The sequence below is a fragment of the Pseudomonas sp. B23(2017) genome (genome assembly GCF_002113725.1).
Classification (GTDB): domain Bacteria; phylum Pseudomonadota; class Gammaproteobacteria; order Pseudomonadales; family Pseudomonadaceae; genus Aquipseudomonas; species Aquipseudomonas putida_Z.
Window position 1 is genome coordinate 321,395 of record NZ_NEJM01000004.1, and the last position, 17,315, is coordinate 338,709.

The 17,315-nt window shown below is 66.6% G+C and carries 17 protein-coding genes; 10 read left to right on the forward strand and 7 right to left on the reverse strand.

Annotated features, from left to right (window positions below; all coding sequences use genetic code 11):
• The first annotated feature begins 5 nt into the window (after nt 1-5).
• A complete protein-coding gene (gene sfnR, locus CAG46_RS09350) occupies nt 6-1,106 on the forward strand; it encodes a sigma54-dependent transcriptional activator SfnR (RefSeq protein ID WP_025338722.1) in 1,101 nt (366 codons plus the stop codon).
• Between the two features lie 197 nt (nt 1,107-1,303).
• Here the strand turns inward: sfnR and CAG46_RS28885 are convergent, their stop codons facing one another.
• Both CAG46_RS28885 and CAG46_RS09360 read right to left on the reverse strand, forming a co-directional pair.
• Nucleotides 1,304-1,630 (reverse strand): hypothetical protein, encoded by a 327-nt coding sequence (locus CAG46_RS28885; protein WP_178080695.1) that lies wholly within the window; start codon nt 1,628-1,630, stop codon nt 1,304-1,306.
• A gap of 356 nt (nt 1,631-1,986) precedes the next feature.
• A complete protein-coding gene (locus CAG46_RS09360; protein ID WP_085615233.1) occupies nt 1,987-2,613 on the reverse strand; it encodes a glutathione S-transferase family protein in 627 nt (208 codons plus the stop codon).
• A 386-nt stretch (nt 2,614-2,999) separates the two neighbouring features.
• Here CAG46_RS09360 and CAG46_RS09365 point away from each other — a divergent pair, with 386 nt between their 5' ends.
• On the forward strand, nt 3,000-3,317 hold the full coding sequence (locus tag CAG46_RS09365) for a DUF2388 domain-containing protein (protein ID WP_003260922.1): 318 nt from the start codon (nt 3,000-3,002) through the stop codon (nt 3,315-3,317).
• 128 nt (nt 3,318-3,445) lie between these two features.
• Here the strand turns inward: CAG46_RS09365 and glcC are convergent, their stop codons facing one another.
• Entirely contained in the window at nt 3,446-4,210 is a 765-nt protein-coding gene (gene glcC, locus CAG46_RS09370) for a transcriptional regulator GlcC (protein ID WP_085615231.1), read from the reverse strand.
• A 194-nt stretch (nt 4,211-4,404) separates the two neighbouring features.
• Between glcC and glcD the strand changes: the two genes are divergently transcribed.
• The 5 genes from glcD to CAG46_RS09395 all read left to right on the forward strand — a co-directional run bounded on the left by glcD (nt 4,405) and on the right by CAG46_RS09395 (nt 10,916).
• Complete coding sequence (glcD, locus tag CAG46_RS09375; RefSeq protein ID WP_085615228.1) at nt 4,405-5,904, forward strand: glycolate oxidase subunit GlcD; 1,500 nt, start codon at nt 4,405-4,407, stop codon at nt 5,902-5,904.
• Nucleotides 5,904-6,956, forward strand: coding sequence for a glycolate oxidase subunit GlcE (gene glcE, locus CAG46_RS09380; RefSeq protein ID WP_085615226.1), 1,053 nt, complete (start codon nt 5,904-5,906; stop codon nt 6,954-6,956). Before glcD ends, glcE begins: the two co-directional genes overlap by 1 nt.
• A gap of 9 nt (nt 6,957-6,965) precedes the next feature.
• Nucleotides 6,966-8,201 (forward strand): glycolate oxidase subunit GlcF, encoded by a 1,236-nt coding sequence (glcF, locus tag CAG46_RS09385; RefSeq protein WP_085615224.1) that lies wholly within the window; start codon nt 6,966-6,968, stop codon nt 8,199-8,201.
• Complete coding sequence (locus CAG46_RS09390) at nt 8,194-8,592, forward strand: heme-binding protein (RefSeq protein ID WP_085615222.1); 399 nt, start codon at nt 8,194-8,196, stop codon at nt 8,590-8,592. The genes glcF and CAG46_RS09390 overlap by 8 nt, the downstream gene beginning before the upstream one ends.
• A gap of 152 nt (nt 8,593-8,744) precedes the next feature.
• Nucleotides 8,745-10,916 carry a malate synthase G gene (locus CAG46_RS09395; RefSeq protein ID WP_085615220.1) on the forward strand — a complete coding sequence of 724 codons (2,172 nt, stop codon included), beginning with the start codon at nt 8,745-8,747 and terminating at the stop codon, nt 10,914-10,916.
• A gap of 128 nt (nt 10,917-11,044) precedes the next feature.
• Here the strand turns inward: CAG46_RS09395 and CAG46_RS09400 are convergent, their stop codons facing one another.
• Complete coding sequence (locus CAG46_RS09400; RefSeq protein WP_075044899.1) at nt 11,045-11,626, reverse strand: flavin reductase family protein; 582 nt, start codon at nt 11,624-11,626, stop codon at nt 11,045-11,047.
• A gap of 196 nt (nt 11,627-11,822) precedes the next feature.
• Here CAG46_RS09400 and CAG46_RS09405 point away from each other — a divergent pair, with 196 nt between their 5' ends.
• Nucleotides 11,823-12,161 carry a hypothetical protein gene (locus CAG46_RS09405; RefSeq protein ID WP_085615218.1) on the forward strand — a complete coding sequence of 113 codons (339 nt, stop codon included), beginning with the start codon at nt 11,823-11,825 and terminating at the stop codon, nt 12,159-12,161.
• A 192-nt stretch (nt 12,162-12,353) separates the two neighbouring features.
• The gene (locus tag CAG46_RS09410) at nt 12,354-13,787 is read left to right on the forward strand and encodes a PLP-dependent aminotransferase family protein (RefSeq protein ID WP_085615216.1); all 1,434 of its coding nucleotides are present in this window, start codon (nt 12,354-12,356) and stop codon (nt 13,785-13,787) included.
• Here CAG46_RS09410 and CAG46_RS09415 read toward each other — a convergent pair.
• Both CAG46_RS09415 and CAG46_RS09420 read right to left on the reverse strand, forming a co-directional pair.
• Nucleotides 13,780-14,976 (reverse strand): CynX/NimT family MFS transporter, encoded by a 1,197-nt coding sequence (locus CAG46_RS09415; protein ID WP_085615214.1) that lies wholly within the window; start codon nt 14,974-14,976, stop codon nt 13,780-13,782. The genes CAG46_RS09410 and CAG46_RS09415 overlap by 8 nt on opposite strands.
• A complete protein-coding gene (locus tag CAG46_RS09420; RefSeq protein ID WP_025338701.1) occupies nt 14,973-15,431 on the reverse strand; it encodes a nucleoside deaminase in 459 nt (152 codons plus the stop codon). Before CAG46_RS09420 ends, CAG46_RS09415 begins: the two co-directional genes overlap by 4 nt.
• 198 nt (nt 15,432-15,629) lie before the next feature.
• Between CAG46_RS09420 and CAG46_RS09425 the strand changes: the two genes are divergently transcribed.
• A complete protein-coding gene (locus tag CAG46_RS09425; RefSeq protein ID WP_025338700.1) occupies nt 15,630-16,067 on the forward strand; it encodes a carboxymuconolactone decarboxylase family protein in 438 nt (145 codons plus the stop codon).
• Between the two features lie 130 nt (nt 16,068-16,197).
• On the opposite strand, the gene CAG46_RS09435 is transcribed toward CAG46_RS09425, so the two are convergent.
• Entirely contained in the window at nt 16,198-17,208 is a 1,011-nt protein-coding gene (locus CAG46_RS09435) for an AraC family transcriptional regulator (protein ID WP_085615210.1), read from the reverse strand.
• Nucleotides 17,209-17,315 lie beyond the last annotated feature (107 nt).

A 17,315-nucleotide genomic window follows, 5' to 3' on the forward strand; every position in this document is an offset into this window, starting at 1 on the left:
TGCCCATGCAACTGCTGACCCTCCCCCCGTCCCCGACACTGGCCACCTCGATCCGGGCCACCGCACAGGTTTTCGAAGACCCCAGGTCGCAGGCGCTGCTCGCCCACCTGCAACAGGTCGCCCCCAGCGAGGCCAGCGTGCTGATCATCGGCGAAACCGGCACGGGCAAGGAGCTGGTCGCACGCCACATCCACAACCTCAGCGGCCGGCGCAACGGCCCGTTCGTCGCGGTCAACTGCGGTGCCTTTTCCGAATCGCTGGTCGAGGCGGAGCTGTTCGGCCATGAAAAAGGCGCCTTCACTGGCGCCCTGGCGGCCAAGGCCGGCTGGTTCGAGGAAGCCAACGGCGGCACGCTGTTCCTCGACGAAATCGGCGACCTGCCGTTGCCGATCCAGGTCAAGCTGCTGCGCGTGCTGCAGGAGCGCGAAGTGGTGCGGCTGGGGTCGCGCAAGAGCATCCCGATCAATGTGCGGGTACTGGCGGCGACCAACGTGCAGCTGGAAAAGGCCATCAACGCCGGGCATTTTCGCGAAGACCTGTACTACCGGCTGAACGTGGTGACCTTGCAGTTGCACCCGTTGCGCGACCGCCCGGGTGACATCCTGCCGCTGGCCCGGCACTTCATCCGCAGCTACAGCGACCGGCTGGGCTACGGGCCGGTGGAGCTGAGCGCCAAGGCCCAGGCCAAGCTGGTGGAATACAGTTGGCCGGGCAACATCCGCGAGCTGGAGAACGTGATTCACCACAGCTTGCTGACCTGCGGCGACGGTACGGTGCAGGCGCAAGACCTGCGCTTGTCCAACCTGCGTATCGAACGGCAGGAGGAAGAGCCTGCGGGCAATGGTGTGGAGGATCTGCTGCAGCGGGCGTTCAGCCGCTTGTTCGAAGAGCAGTCGGGTGACCTGTACGAGAAGGTGGAAAATGCCCTGCTGCGGTCGGCGTATCGGTTCTGCCATTACAACCAGGTGCATACCGCGCAGTTGCTGGGGTTGTCGCGCAACATCACCCGTACCCGGCTGATTGCTATCGGCGAGTTGGTGGTGAACAAGCGGCGGGGGCAGGAGCAGCAGGTGCTGGATAACCGGGTGGTGCGGTTGTCGATCTGAACGCTTGTAAACCTGCGCCGGCCCTTTCGCGGGTAAACCCGCTCCCACAGGGGCCGCGCCAAGCTTGAGATCGGCACAGTACCTGTGGGAGCGGGTTTACCCGCGAAAGGGCCGGCACAGACACCCAAATTGCTAGTTCCGGTCGCCTCCGCGATCATCCCCAACATCATGGTCAGCCCCATCATCAGCGCCATGCCCTACACCGTGGGGCTCGCCCACGTCGTGATTCGCCTCATGATTGGCTTCGTGGTTGGCTTCGTGGTTGGCCTCGTGGTCGGCGCCATCATCAGCACCATTGCGCCCGCGGCCATCATGCCCTGGGCCGCCATGCCCACCACCATCGCCACTATGCCCGCTGCCACTGCCGCCGTGGCCACCACCCGAGCCACCGCCGCCGCCACCATGGCCACCGCCGCCACCGCTACCACCACCTCCGCCGCCATGGCCACCACCACCGCCGCTGCCTCCGCCACCACCACCGTGACCACCACCGCCTCCGCCTCCGCCACCACCATCTTTCGCATATGCGCTGGAGGTACCGCCAATGGAGTCAGGCACCAACACGGCCGAAGCCGACAACACTGCACCGATAGCCAAAGCCAACAAACATTTCCTGAGCATCATGAGCCTCCGCTTGGAGTAGCACCGGGTTGCACTACGCACCCTGTGATTTCCGGCCCCCCATGGGGCGACCTGCTAACCAGCGCGGCCTTCCATCTGCAGCGGTTGAAAGAGATCCATCTGGGCCTGCTGGCCATATATTTCAGAATGTTTCTTGATTTTTTGAGCGTAGCCACACCGCTTCGCTTGTCACCGACCGGTCATCAGAATGGCTGGCTCACCAAAGGCCGCTGCACCATGGCCTGGCGAGCCGGGTTGCTCAGGAGGCCGCGCAAGGCATCAGATCATACGGGTGCTTCCACCCTGGCAACGCCTGGATTCGCGCCTTCCATGCCTCGATGTGGGTGAACTGCGCCAACGCAATGCCAGTGTCCTCCGGCATGAACACATACCCGGCCAACGACAGGTCAGCGATCGTCAGCCGGCCACCGACCATGAATGGCGTCTCCGCCAAGTGCGCGTCGACAATACGGTAGGCTGCCACGGCACGTTCACGCAGGAACCGGGTCACGTCCGTTTCGCCGGTTTTCTTCAGGCAGAAAAGAAAGCGCAGCGCCGCGTAGTAACTGGTGAACTTGTGGTTGTCGAACAGCATCCAGCGCCAGATCTCGCGCTTTTCGTCTTCGTCGCGGGGGCCGAACTGCCCGGTTTTCTCCGCGAGGTAGTCAAGGATCAGCGCAGACTGGGTGAAGGATTTGCCGGCGTGCTCCAGCACCGGCACCTCGCCCTGCTCGTTCACTTCGTCGCGCCAGGCTTGTTCACGAGTCTGGCCATTGAAGAAATCGACGAACTCCGGCTGCCAGTCCTGGCCCGTGAGCTCAAGCATCAGGGCGGCCTTGTAGGCGTTACCGGATTCGGCGAAACAATGCAGCTTGTAGTCGGGCATGGGTGAGAACCTTCAGTATCCATTGAATGATTGGGCCATCGGGCCGAGCAGATCACGCCTGGCCCGACAGGGTCAATGCGCGCAGCCAGAACATCTTATTCCCCGTCCCTCCCGTCATAGTCCCCACCCGAGCACCACTCATTACCCGGGTGAAGACTACTTACCAACTCGCCTGACAGGGCCCTATCGCCGGCAAGCCAGCTCCCACAGGTACTGCACAGCCCTCAAGGGCAGCGCGGTCGTGTGGGAGCTGGCTTGCCGGCGATGGGCTGCGCAGCAGCCCCGGCAATCTCCAGCGTTGAACAAGGGAACTACCACCCCACCTGCGCTTTCTTAAACACTGAGTGGTTCAATTACTTGGGCTTCATGCTACTGGAGATCACACCATGCGCCACCTACTCCTCGCCCCTGCGCTGCTGCTCCTGCTGCCTGCCGGTGCTGCCCTGGCTGACGTCGACGCAGGCGACGTCGCAACCTCGGCCGGTGTTTCCGCCTCGCTTTACTCGACCTTCAAGGACGACAAACGGATCATCCCGGCGCGTGACGAGCTTTCGGCCTACGTCGCCAGCGGTGGTGCAATCCGTGGCGCCTATGTGGAGTCGGCGCTGGAACAAGCCCGCAAGGACAACCCAGGCCTGCAGGCCAATGATGAAGAGCTGGCCCGGGCCCTCCTCTCGCAGGATGACCGCATAGCCGATCATTGATTGAGGTAATCCTGCACCGGCCTCTTCGCGGGTAAACCCGCTCCCACAGGAACCGCACCCACTTCAAACCCAGTGCGGTCCCCTGTGGGAGCGGGTTTACCCGCGAAAGGGCCGGCACAGGCAAAACCTCAACCCCAGCCATCCATGCGCATGGTAGCCCTTACCAGCCGCTGCTCTTCCTGCTCGATCTCCCGCAAACTGTCGCGGATCCCGTTGATATGTTCGCGCGCCGCACGCTGCGCCTGCTCGGGCAGCTGCTCCATCACCGCGTGATACAACCGCGCATGCTGGCGGTCGATCTGGCGCTTCTGCGCTGGCCGGCAATACAGGTTGTTGACCGAAGCGAACACCGTGCTCAAGGTCAGGTCACTGAGCGATTGCAAGGTATGCACCAGCACCGGGTTGTGCGACGCCTCGCTGATCGCCCGGTGAAAGGCATGGTCGCGGCGGGCATGTTCACGGGCATCGATCGCTTCGGGGGCTTCGTGCGCAGCCAGCATTTCTTCATAGCGCCGGCGGATCAGCAAACGGTCGACCTCGGTGGCCCGCAACGCCGCCAGGCGCGCCGATTCGGCCTCCAGCAACGCCCGCACTTCCAGCAGGTCGAACAGCGTGCGCGGCTGCGAGCCGAACAGGTGCATCAACGGCGTGGCACCCGCATGGCCCGTCAGGTCGGCAACGAACGAGCCCCGCCCTTGCTCGGTGTCGATGATGCCGCGCCCGCGCAGGATGCGCAGGCCTTCACGCAGCGCCGAGCGCGAGCAGCCCAGCTTGTCCACCAGGCGCCGCTCCGACGGCAGGGCCTGGCCCACCTTGAGCACGCCTTCGACGATCAGCCGCTCGACCCGTTCGGCCACCTGGTCGGCGACCTTGGCCTTGCCTTCAGCACCCACTGCGCACCCTCCTGCTGGTAGGACCACTTCGACCACCTGCCTCAATCTAGCCAGGCAAAGCCGTCAATAACCAGTACCCGTCGCAAAAACTGGTAGGACCAGTTCACCCCGTACTCGACCCAGGCGGCGGCCACGCGCAGGCTGCAAGGGTGAGCGCTTTGCCAACAACAACAAAACCGTTGCCGAGTGAGCCGATGAATATCCTGTATGACGAACGCGTCGATGGCGCGCTGCCCGACGTGGATCGGGCGGCGCTGCTGCAAGCGCTGCGCGCTGCCCTGCCGGACCTCGAGATCCTGCACCGCGAGGAAGACCTCAAGCCCTATGAATGCGACGGCCTCTCGGCCTACCGCACGGTGCCGCTGTTGGTGGTGCTGCCCGAGCGCCTGGAGCAGGTGCAGACGCTGCTCAGGCTTTGCCACCAGCGTGGCGTGCCGGTGGTGGCACGCGGCGCCGGTACCGGCCTGTCGGGCGGCGCCCTGCCACTGGCCAAAGGCATCCTGCTGGTGATGGCGCGGTTCAACCGCATTCTCGAAGTCAACCCGCAGGGCCGCTTCGCCCGTGTGCAGCCCGGCGTGCGCAACCTGGCCATCTCCCAGGCGGCCGCGCCCCACGGCCTGTACTATGCGCCGGACCCGTCCTCGCAGATTGCCTGCTCCATCGGCGGCAATGTCGCCGAGAACGCCGGTGGCGTGCACTGCCTGAAGTACGGCCTGACCGTGCACAACCTGCTCAAGGTGGAAATCCTCACGGTCGAGGGCGAACGCCTGACCCTCGGCAGCGATGCCCTGGACAGCCCCGGTTTCGACCTGCTGGCACTGTTCACCGGCTCCGAAGGCATGCTCGGCATCGTCACCGAAGTCACCGTCAAGCTGCTGCCCAAGCCCCAGGTGGCGCGGGTGCTGCTGGCCAGCTTCGACAGCGTCGAGGACGCCGGCCGGGCTGTGGCCGAGATCATCGCTGCCGGGATCATCCCCGGCGGCCTGGAGATGATGGACAACCTGGCGATCCGCGCCGCCGAGGACTTCATCCATGCCGGCTACCCGGTGGACGCGGCGGCCATCCTGCTGTGCGAGCTGGATGGCGTCGAGGCCGATGTGCACGACGACTGCGAACGGGTCGCCGCCGTGCTGGCCCAGGCCGGCGCGCGTGAAGTGCGGCTGGCCTGCGACGAGGCCGAGCGCGTGCGCTTCTGGGCCGGGCGCAAGAACGCCTTCCCGGCGGTGGGGCGCATCTCCCCGGACTACTACTGCATGGACGGCACCATCCCGCGCCGCGAACTGCCACGGGTGCTCAAGGGCATCAGCGAACTGTCCGGCGAATACGGCCTGCGCGTGGCCAACGTGTTCCACGCCGGCGACGGCAACATGCACCCGCTGATCCTGTTCGATGCCAACCTGCCAGGCGAGCTGGAACGTGCCGAAGCCATCGGCGGCAAGATCCTCGAACTGTGCGTGGCCGTGGGCGGCAGCATCACCGGCGAGCACGGTGTGGGGCGCGAGAAGATCAACCAGATGTGCGCACAGTTCAACAGCGACGAAATCACCCTGTTCCATGCGGTAAAGGCCGCCTTCGACCCACAGGGCCTGCTCAACCCCGGCAAGAACATCCCCACCCTGCACCGCTGCGCCGAATTCGGCGCCATGCACGTGCACCATGGGCAATTGCCCTTCCCTGAACTGGAGCGTTTCTGATGAGCATGGACCGCGACATCAGCCAGGCCCTGCTGGAGCAGGTCAACCAGGCGCTGAACCAGGCCACGCCGCTGCGTATCCAGGGCGGCAACAGCAAGGCCATGCTCGGCTGCCCGGTGACCGGCGAGGTGCTGGACACCCGCAGCCACCGCGGCATCGTCAGCTACGACCCGACCGAACTGGTGCTGACTGCCCGCGCCGGCACGCCGCTGCGCGAGATCGAGGCGGCACTGCACGAAGCTGGCCAGATGCTGCCCTGTGAACCACCGCACCTGGGCCCCGACGCCACCCTGGGTGGCATGGTCGCGGCCGGGCTGTCCGGCCCAAGGCGGCCGTGGGCCGGGTCGGTCCGTGACTATGTGCTGGGCACGCGGGTGATCACCGGCCACGGCAAGCTGTTGCGCTTTGGTGGCGAAGTGATGAAGAACGTTGCCGGCTACGACGTGTCGCGGCTGATGGCGGGCAGCTTCGGCTGCCTCGGGTTGCTGACCGAGGTGTCGCTGAAAGTGCTGCCACGCCCGCGCCAGTGCCTCAGCCTGCGCCTGCCGATGGGCCGCCACCAGGCGCTGGCGGAGCTGGCTGAATGGGGCCAGCAGCCGCTGCCGATCAGCGCGGCCTGCCATGACGGCGACGCGCTGTACCTGCGCCTGGAAGGCGGCGAAGGCTCGGTGCAGTCGGCACGCCAGCGTCTGGGCGGCGAGGCATTGGACAGCTGCTTCTGGAGCGACCTGCGCGAGCAGCGCTTGGCGTTCTTTACCGGCCCCGCGCCGCTGTGGCGCCTGTCCGTGCCCAACACCACCGGCGAGCTGGATTTGCCCGGCCAGCAGCTGATCGACTGGGGTGGCGCGCAGCGCTGGCTCAAGTCCACGGCACCGGCGCAAGAGATCCGCGAGCAGGTCGCCAAGGTTGGCGGCCACGCCACCTGCCATGCCCCTGGCGCTGCCAGCAGCCCACCGCTGCCCGCCGCGCTGATGCGCTACCACCGTGCGCTCAAGCAGCAACTCGACCCCCAGGGGGTGTTCAACCCTGGCCGTCTGTACCCGGACTTGTGAGGCCAGACCATGCAAACCAACCTGAGCGAAACCGCCCGGCAACTGGCCCGCGCCGACGAGGCCGAAAGCATCCTGCGCTCCTGCGTGCACTGTGGTTTCTGCACCGCCACGTGCCCCACCTACCAGCTGCTGGGCGATGAACTGGACGGCCCACGCGGGCGCATCTACCTGATCAAGCAGATGCTCGAAGGCGCGCCGATCACCGCCAGCACCCAGTTGCACCTGGATCGCTGCCTGACCTGCCGCAACTGTGAAACCACCTGCCCTTCCGGGGTGAAGTACCACGACCTGCTGGACATCGGCCGCGCCGTGGTCGAACAGCAGGTGCCACGCCCGCTCGGCCAGCGCCTGCTGCGCCAGGGCCTGCGTGCAGTGGTGCCACGGCCGGCGCTGTTCAAGGCCCTGACCCGCAGCGGCCAGGCCCTGCGCCCGCTGCTGCCGGCCACGCTCAAGCGCAAGCTGCCGGCGCGGGTCACCGCCCCCGGCCAACGCCCCGCACCGCGCCATGCGCGGCGGGTGCTGATGCTGGAAGGCTGCGTGCAACCGGCCCTGTCGCCCAACACCAATGCCGCAGCCGCACGCCTGCTGGACCGCCTGGGCATCAGCGTGGTGCCGATCCAGCAGGCCGGCTGCTGTGGCGCGGTGGACTATCACCTCAATGCCCAGGAACAAGGCCTGCAACGAGCGCGGCGCAATATCGATGCCTGGTGGCCAGCCATCGAAGCCGGCGCCGAGGCCATCGTGCAAACCGCCAGCGGCTGCGGCGCGTTCGTGCATGACTACGGCCACCTGCTGGAAAAGGACCCGCGCTACGCCGCCAAGGCCGCACGGGTCAGCGCCCTGTCCCGCGACCTGGTGGAGGTGCTGCGCGACGAGCCGGTCGAGCAACTGGGCCTGTGCGCCGAACAGCGCCTGGCCTTCCATTGCCCATGCACCCTGCAACACGCGCTGAAGCTGGGGGGTGCGGTGGAGGCGTTGCTGACACGCCTGGGCTTTACCTTGACCCCGGTACCGGACGGCCACCTGTGCTGCGGCTCGGCCGGCACCTATTCGCTGACCCAGCCCGAGCTGTCGCTACAACTGCGCGACAACCGCCTCAACGCCCTGGAAAGCGGCAAACCGCAAGTCATCGCCACCGCCAACATCGGCTGCCAGGCCCACCTCGACGGGGCCGGGCGCACACCGGTGCGGCACTGGATCGAAATCGTCGAAGCAGCCTTGAACCCGGAGAACCACCATGCATAGCAAGTCCGTGATCGGCCAGGCCGAAGTCGCCCGCGTGCTGACCGCCGCCCGCCAGCAAGCCCAGGCGCAACAATGGAACGTGACCATCGCCGTGGTCGACGACGGCGGCCACCCGCTGGCCCTGGAGCGCCTGGACGGCTGCGCGCCGGCCAGCGCCTACATCGCGATGGAAAAGGCCCGCACAGCCGCGCTGGGGCGCAAGGAGACGCGGGATTACGAGGAGATGGTCAATGGTGGCCGTACCGCTTTCGTCACCGCGCCGCTGCTGACCAGCCTGGAAGGTGGCGTGCCGCTGCGGGTGGATGGGCAGGTGGTGGGGGCGATCGGCGTGTCCGGGGTCAAGTCCGAGCAGGATGCCCAGGTGGCCAAGGCCGGGGCGGCTGCCCTCTGAATCCTGTACCGGCCTCTTCGCGGGTAAACCCGCTCCCACAGGTTCTGCACAGGCCTCAGGCCTTGTGAAAACCCTGTGGGAGCGGGTTCACCCGCGAAAGGGCCGGCAAAAGCAACATTTACCCAGAAGCCTGAACATCGAGCGAACAGACAATGCCAAACCATCCACTCCAGATCGCCCCCACCCTGCAGCGCTTCATCGAAGATGAAGCCCTCCCCGGCACCGGCATCGAAGCCCGCACCTTCTGGCAAGGCTTCAGCGCCCTGGTCCACGACCTCGCACCACAAAACCGCGCCCTGCTCGCCGAGCGTGAGCGCCTGCAAGCAGCACTGGACAACTGGCACCGCCAGCACCCCGGCCCGATCCGTGACATGGCTGCCTACCAGCACTTCCTGCAAGGCATCGGCTACCTTGTGGAGCCCCCGGCAAGCGTGCAGGTCAGCACCCGCAACGTCGACCGCGAGATCGCCGTGCAGGCCGGCCCGCAACTGGTGGTGCCACTGAGCAACGCCCGCTACGCCCTCAACGCCGCCAACGCCCGCTGGGGCTCGCTGTACGATGCCCTGTACGGCACCGATGCCATCGCCGAAACCGATGGCGCCGAACGTGGCCAAGGCTACAACCCGCGACGCGGCGCCAAGGTGATCGCCTATGGCCGGCAGTTCCTCGACACCGCTGCCCCGCTCGACGGTGCGTCGCACAACGACGCCAAGGCCTACGCGATCAGCCAGGGCACGCTGCAGGTGACCCTGGCCGATGGCCGCCAGGTGGGCCTCATGCACCCCGCGCAACTGCGTGGCTACCAAGGTGAGCCGAACACGCCAACAGCGATCCTGTTGCAGCATCACCAGCTGCATTTCGAAATCCAGGTCGACCCGGCCAACGCCATCGGCCAGCAGGACCCGGCCGGGGTCAAGGACATCCTGCTGGAGGCCGCGCTCACCACCATCATCGACTGCGAAGACTCGGTAGCCGCCGTGGATGCCGACGACAAGGTCAACGTCTACCGCAACTGGCTGGGCCTGATGAAGGGCGACCTCAGCGAGCAGGTCAGCAAGGGCGGCATAACCTTCGCACGCACCCTGGCCGAAGACCGCCACTACCACGGCGCAGACGGCCAGCCACTGACCCTGCCGGGCCGCTCGCTGCTGTTCATCCGCAACGTCGGCCACCTGATGACCAACCCGGCCATCCACGACCGTGATGGCCGGGAAATCCCGGAAGGCATCCTCGATGCCGTGGTCACCAGCCTGATCGGCCTGCATGACCTCAAGCGCCGCGGCAATTCCCGCGAGGGCAGCCTGTACATCGTCAAGCCGAAGATGCACGGGCCGGCCGAGGTGGCCTTTGCCGACCAGCTGTTCGGCCGCGTCGAAGCCCTGTTGGGCCTGCCCGCACACACGCTGAAGATGGGCATCATGGACGAGGAGCGGCGTACCAGCGTCAACCTCAAGGCCTGCATCGCCGGCGCCGCGTCACGGGTGGTGTTCATCAACACCGGCTTCCTAGACCGCACCGGTGACGAGATGCACACTGCCATGGAAGCCGGCGCCATGCTGCGCAAGGGCGACATGAAAGGCAGTGCCTGGATCCAGGCCTACGAGCGCAGCAACGTACTGGTGGGGCTGGCCTGTGGCCTGCGCGGCAAGGCGCAGATCGGCAAGGGCATGTGGGCGATGCCCGACCTGATGGCGGCCATGCTCGAACAGAAAGTCGCCCAGCCCAGGGCCGGCGCCAACACCGCCTGGGTGCCCTCGCCCACAGCCGCGACGCTGCATGCGCTGCACTACCACCAGGTGGATGTGGCGGCCGTGCAGCAAACGCTGGAACAGGTTGACCTGAATGCCCAGCGCGCCGAGTTGCTGCATGACCTGCTCAGTGTCCCGGTCAGCCCCGAGCGGCCCTGGAGCGCAGCCGACATCCAGGCCGAACTGGACAACAACTGCCAGGGTATCCTCGGTTACGTGGTGCGCTGGGTCGAGCAAGGGGTCGGCTGTTCCAAGGTGCCGGATATCCATGATGTGGGCCTGATGGAAGACCGCGCGACCCTGCGGATTTCGGCGCAGCACATTGCCAACTGGCTGCACCACGGGGTGGTCGATGCCGAGCAGGTCGAAGCGACCTTGCAACGCATGGCCCGCGTGGTCGACCAGCAGAATGCCGGGGACCCGGCGTACCGGCCGATGGCCGCCGGTTTCGAGACATCGCATGCCTTCCGCGCTGCACGGGAGCTGGTGTTCAAGGGCCGGCAGCAGCCCAGTGGCTATACCGAACCGTTGCTGCATGGCTGGCGCTTGCGCTTCAAGCAGGAGATCGGGCGCTGATACTGACAGGGGCCGCCATGCGGCCCTATCGCCGGCAAGCCAGCTCCCACAGGTACTGCACAGGCTTCAGGCCTGGTGTGATACCTGTGGGAGCTGGCTTGCCGGCGATGAGGCCGGGACAGGTGTAATCAACTTTGCGAATCGACCACCACCGGCTCGCCTATCGCATAAAAATGCCCACCCGCCACGTAGTGCAAACTGCGCCACTGCGGGTCGGCATTCTCGTAGGCCCAGTGGCCATCGCGGAACACCCGGTCATCGGCCCAGGCCGCCACCACCTCGCCAATGAACAGGTCGTAAGTGTTCTGGTTGTGCGGCTCGTCGATCACCCGGCACATCAACCAGGCCGAACAGCCCTCCACCAACGGCGCCGCATGCCCCTCGACCCGCGCCAGCTGCACACCAATGCTGGCGAGCTTGTCGGGCTGGTCGAACAGGCTGCGGGTACCCACCTGGTGGGTCAGCTGCGCCTGCGCCGCGGTTGGCACCTGGATCACGAACCAGCCACTGCCCTCCACCAGCTGCCGGGTGCGGGCGGTCTTGTCGAGTACCACGGTCACCTTGGGTGGGTCGAAATCCAGCGCACAGGCCCAGGCGGCCGCCATCACATTGTCCACCCCTTCGTGGCTGGCCGACACCAGCACCGTCGGGCCGTGGTTCAGCAGGCGATAGGCCTTTTTCAGGTCGACGGCTTGGAAATGGCTGTTCATGGCAATCCTCGGCAAGGCGGGTAGCGGGCGGCAAATTGTGCCGCAGGCGCCGTCCTCCCGCCAGCTTGGGGTGTCACTCCTGCATCTTCAGAAAACTCCTACGCGTTGCTCGGATGCGTCCTACTTGTTGCCCCTGCCTACTGAAAACATGATCGGCACTGGATGACGCAAGGTCGCGATCCAGAGGAGGTTCCGCATGCACCTGTACGCCCGCCCCACTGCCGAATTGCGCAGCACCCTGCGCGAACTGCTGGCCCATGACATGAACAACCCGGACGAAGACCCCCACCTGTCGGGGGTGATGTTCTTCTGCGCCACCGATGAACGCTCCCGCCAACTGATCGAGCGTATCGAGTTGCTGGCCAGCGAGTTGTTCTTCGACCCGAACGGGCGGGCCGTTACCGAGCATATGAAAGCGGCGGCGGTGGAAGGCGTGCGCATCAAGCGCAACCGCAAGGCGCCGGCGGACGAGACCGTGATACGTATCGCGCTGGCGGACAAGGGCTACATCACGGTGAGTACTGCCCGGATCTGAGTTTGCGCTGGCTTTCTGGGGGTGCTTTGCACCCCATCGCGACACAAGGCCGCTCCCACAGGACATCACAGACTTTGAATGCAGCGCTGTACCTGTGGGAGCGGCCTTGTGTCGCGATGGGCCGCAAAGCGGCCCCATGCCCTTCCCCGACCAATCCGCTATCCTGAGCACTTTCCCGCTCCGGACCGCTCCATGGAACTGCACATTCGCCTGGAAGGCCGTAAAGGCCTGGCCGACCAGCTTTACCAGCAACTGCGCGCCGGCATTGACAGCGGCCACCTGGCCGCGGGCACCCAACTGCCGCCAAGCCGTCTGCTGGCAGAGCAGCTGGGCGTGTCGCGCAAGACCGTGGCCGAGGCCTATTCCCGGCTGACCTACGACAACCTGCTGAGCGGCGTGGTCGGCCGGGGCACCTTCATCACCCCGCGCCAGCCGCTGCGCAGCAGCGAATCGACCGCCATTCCCCTTGCCGCTGCCGCGTCCCTCGAGCGCTGGCAGCAGCGCGCCACCGTGCTGAGCCAACGTCAGCTGGACGCGCCCTCGCGTTACGACTTCATCGGCGGGGCCTCGAGCAAGGCGCAGTTCCCCTTCGACCAGTGGCGCAGTTGCCTGAACCATGCCCTGCGCCGCAGCCAGCGCCACCCCGAGCGACAGTTCCCGGCCCAGGGCCTGCCAGAGCTGCGCGAGGCCATTGCCCATCACATCGCCTACGCCCGCGGCGTGCACTGCAGCGCCGCCGACCTGCTGGTGTGCAACGGCGCCCAGCAGGCTCTGGACCTGATCGCCCGGGTATTGGTCGAGCCGGGTTGCCAGGTGGCCATGGAAGACCCGGGCTACCCGCCAGCGCGGCAACTGTTCCTGGCCCTGGGCGCGCGCCTGCAATCGGTACCGGTGGACGATGAAGGCCTGTGCGTGGAACAGATCGCCGACGGCACCCGGCTGATCTACGTGACGCCCTCGCACCAGTTCCCGCTGGGCATGCCGATGAGCGAGGCACGCCGGCACGCCCTGCTGGCACGGGCCGCCGAGCTGGGTGCGTTGATCATCGAAGACGACTACGACTGCGAGTTCCGCTACCACGGCCCAGCCGCGGAAGCGTTGCAGCGCCTCGACCGCCATGGCCTGGTGGCCTATGTGGGGACCTTTTCCAAGACCTTGCTGCCCGAGTTGCGCCTGGGCTACGCCGTACTGCCGCCCGCCGTGTTGAAGGCCGCTTGCGTGGCCAAGCACCTCAGCGACTGGCACAGCCCGACCCTGTTGCAGTGGGCACTGGCGCGGTTTCTCGGCGAAGGCCACCTGAACAAGCACATCCGCCGTTGCCACGAGGTCTACAGCGCCCGTCGCGAACGCATCCTCGCGCGGCTGGGCGGCGACCTGTCACCGTGGTTCAGCGCCATCCCCGCCAGTGCCGGGTTCCACCTCAGCGCCCTGGCCAAACCTGGGGTCGATGTCGAGTTGCTGGCCAACCTCGCACGCAAGGTGGAAGTCGGCCTGTACTCGCTGGCGCCGTTCTTCAGCGAAGCGCCAGTGCGCCCGGGGCTGTTGCTGGGCTTCGGCGCCATCGAGCTGCTGGACATCGACCCAGCGCTGGACCGGGTGCGCGACACCCTGCAGCGCCTCAGTTGACCGGTGCGGCCTTGCCCGCCACTACCGGGCGGGCAATGGCCGCGGCATAACCGCGTGGGTTGAAGCAGGCGGTAACCAGCAGCATTGCCACCACGGTCACGGTCAGCAGCGTCCACGAGGCCTGGAAATCACCGCTGATGTCGCGCAACCAGCCGGTGACGTACGGCACGATGCCGGTGATGATGAAGCCGATGCCCTGCACGAACGCCGCCAGGCTGCCAGCCTCGGCAGGCGTTTTCAGGTGCTCCAGGGTCAGCGTCAGGCTCTGGCTGAAGCAGGCGCCCAGGCCGAAACCGATCATCGCCACCCACAGCCCCGAGGCCAGCGTGGGTGCCAGCAGCAGGCCGAGGAAACCCACCAGCTGGATCGCCAAGGCCAGCCACAGGCCCGGGCGCCGGTCTGCCCAGCGCCGCAGCAACAGCGGCAGGCCCAGTGCGCCGGCCACCTGGAAGATGGTCATCAGGCCCACCAGGTCGGCACCGCCCTGGGCGCTGCCGCCATGCTCGATGTGATAGGCCGGCAACCAGGCCACCATGCTGGTGTAGCCGCCGTTGATCAAGCCGAAGTACAGCGCCAGCAACCAGGCCCGGCGCGTGCCGAACCAGTGACCGCCGGTGGCACCGGCCAGCTTCGGCGCCTGCTGGCGTGGCCGCAGCACGGCCCAGGCCAGCACCGCCAGCACAGCCGGGATCGCCCACACGCCCAGGCCCACCTGCCAGTGGCCGAAGTAGCCACTGATGTGCGGCCCGAGCACGGCGGCCAGGCCGCCGCCGCTCATCAGCGCTGCCGAATACAGGCCCATCGCCCCCGCCAGGCGGCCGGGGAACCAGCGGTTGACCAGCCCCGGCATCATGCCCTGCACTACCGCCACCCCCAAGCCGGCCACCACCGCACTGGCAATCAGCGCCCAGGCGCTGTCCAGTTGCAGGCGCCACAGGCAGGCCAAGGCGATGGCAGACAGGCCAGCGAGCATGCCGCCATGTTCGCTGATCCAGCGCCGCAACCAGGGTTGCAGCAAGGGCACCAGGCCCATGCACAGCACCGGCAACGCCGTCAGCAAGGCCGCCTGCTGGTAACCCAGGCCGGTACTGGCGCGCATGGGTTCGAGCAACGGGCCGATGCTGGTCAGGATCGGCCGCAGGTTCAGTGCCAGCAGCATGACCAGCAACAGGTTCAATGCCGCTCTCATTGTGCGTTGGCCTGTTTCCATTCAAGGTACAGACCAGCTTCGCCGCTGGGCTTCAGTGCGCGCAGCGGCAGGCTCTGCTGCTGGGGCGGGCGAGCCATCTGCGCGTATACCGCCGCGGTGGACAAGCCATAGGGTTCGCCCTCGGCGTTGTCGTAGGCAAACCAGGCCCGCTCGATGCCGCACAGGTGCATGGCCGCCAGGCACATCGGGCACGGGTGGCCGCTGGCGTAGATTTCGGCGCCATCCAGGCGCGCCTGGCCCAGGGCGTGGCTGGCCTTGCGGATGGCCTGCATCTCGGCGTGGGCGGTCGGGTCCTGGGTGCTGTGGATCTCGTTGACCGCACGTGCCAGCACCTGCCCCTGGTACACCAGCACGGCGCCGAAGGGCCGGCCACCGGCCTTGATATTGGCGCGGGCCAGGTCGAGCGCTTCGCGCATGTAGCGTTCTTCGGACATGAATCGGTTCTCCTGTTGCAAGACCTGGTCATTATCCGGGCTTGGGCGGCCTGGCAGAAATGAAGAGATTGGATGCCTGTCAGTGGCCTCCCGAATGGCCGATTGGCCTCCCGCGGATGCGCGCGATTGGCTATCGGGGAGGCCAACGTGCGGCGCTACAGTAGCGCCATCCCCACCACACACCCTTTGGAGACAGCCATGCACAACCGTATCGAATGGGCCAAGCACGCCCCCGAGGCCTACAAAGCCATGGTCGGCCTGGAGCAGGCCCTGGCCAAGAGCGGCCTGGAGAATTCCCTGCTGGAACTGGTGCGCCTGCGGGCCTCGCAGATCAACGGCTGCGCCTACTGCGTCAACCTGCACGCCAACGATGCGCGCAAGGCCGGTGAGACCGAGGCACGCCTGCAGACCTTGTGCGTCTGGCAGGAAACCGCCTACTTCACCCCGCGCGAGCGTGCTGCGCTGGCCTGGGTGGAGAGCCTGACCCGGCTGCCCGAGCACGGCGCGCCGCAGGGCGAATATGAAGCCTTGCAGGAGCACTTCGAGCCGGCCGAGGTGGCCAACCTGACCCTGGCAATTGCCACCATCAATGCCTGGAACCGCTTCGGGGTCGGGTTTGCCATGGTGCCGGCCTGATCATTGATCGGTAGCCTGTACCGGCCTCTTCGCGGGCTTGCCCGCTCCCACAGGGATCGCACAGGGCCTGAAAGCTGTGCTGCACCTGTGGGAGCGGGCAAGCCCGCGAAAGGGCCGGTACAGGTGAACGCTACCGCCCGGCCAACCGCGCCCGGTAGCTGCCGGGGCTCTGCCCGGTCCATTTCTTGAACGCCCGGTGAAACGCACTGGGCTCCTGGAACCCGGTCTGCTCGGCAATCTCGGCAATGCTCAGCTCCCCTTCGCGCAACCGCTCGAAGGCCATTGCCCGGCGCACCTCATCCTTGATCTGCTGGTACGAACGCCCTTCCCGCTCCAGCTGCCGACGGAAAGTACTGGCACTGACCCCCTGCTGCTGCGCCAGCGCCGCCAGCGTCGGCCACTGCCCATAGCGCCGCGCCCGCAGGTGCCGGTACACCTCGGCCACCAGCCCGTTCTGGTTGCGAAAGCGAATCACCAGCCCCTGCGGCGCGCTGCGCAGGAAGGTTTTCAGGGCCGCCACATCCTGCACCACCGGCAGGCGCAGGTAGGCGCTGTCGAACTCCACCTCGGTGCGCCCGCTGCCCAGGCGCAGGTCCGGCCCCCACAGCAGCAGGTCGTCCTCCTGGGCCGGGCGCGACACCGCCAGCTCGGTGCGGTCGATGGCGATCCGCCGCCCGGCCAGCCAGCACAGCATGCCGATCATCAGCACCAGGTAGGTTTCCTCGGCATAAACCCGGGTCAGCGGGTCGGCGATGCTCGACTGCAGGCTGATCAGCGCCCGCCCGCCACGCAGCGTCAGGCTGCCGCGCAAATCGCGCAGGAACAGGCCAAAACCGCCCATGCACTGGCGCAAGGCCTTTTCCAGGTTCGGCTCCAGGATCAGGCCCCGGCAGATCAGGGCGAAACTGCCCGGCGGCATGCCGTGGCTGTCGAGGCGGAAGAACTCGTCGTCCAGGCGCTGGATCAGCGCCAGCCACAACTGGGCGAAGGCCTTGGCCGGTACACGGGCCTGGGGCTGCTCGAGCAGTTGCGGGTCGATGCCCACCGCACGCAGCTGCGCATCGCGTTCGGCGGGGCAGTCGCGCAGGGCGTGGAGCATGGCATTGAGGAAGTACACGGCGACCGAATCGCTATCGCGCATGGCGGTTTTCGCTGTCTATGCTGAGTGGCAAAAAGTGCCAGGTTGTCTGAACAGTTCCGGCATAGGCTGCAACAGAGCCTTTGCCTAGACTCGGTCCCACTCCGGGA